Origin of the sequence: Anditalea andensis (assembly GCF_000714815.1) — a bacterium.
Taxonomy (GTDB): domain Bacteria; phylum Bacteroidota; class Bacteroidia; order Cytophagales; family Cyclobacteriaceae; genus Anditalea; species Anditalea andensis.
In genome coordinates, this window is record NZ_JMIH01000009.1 from 1 (window position 1) to 220 (window position 220).

General features: G+C 46.4%; 1 protein-coding gene. It reads right to left on the minus strand.

Annotated features, from left to right (window positions below; genetic code table 11):
- Nucleotides 1-40: 40 nt before the first annotated feature.
- The coding region (locus EL17_RS23810; RefSeq protein WP_205623515.1) for a hypothetical protein at nucleotides 41-220 on the minus strand (180 nt) is incomplete at its 5' end.

The window sequence follows — 220 nt, forward strand, 5'->3', positions numbered from 1 at the left end:
CGATCCCTTCAGGATCGGTTCCGGAAATTAATGTATCCTGCTATAAACATTTGATCCCTTCAGGATCAGTTCCAAGAATATCCGTTTGAAGCTGAAGCTGTCGCAAGTATATAGAAACAGCCCTGATGATGCGGCCGACCCTGAATGGGTCGCATGTATATAGCATATGTGCTGATGTTGATTCCGACCCTAATAGGGATCGCACAGCGTCGTTGGGAAA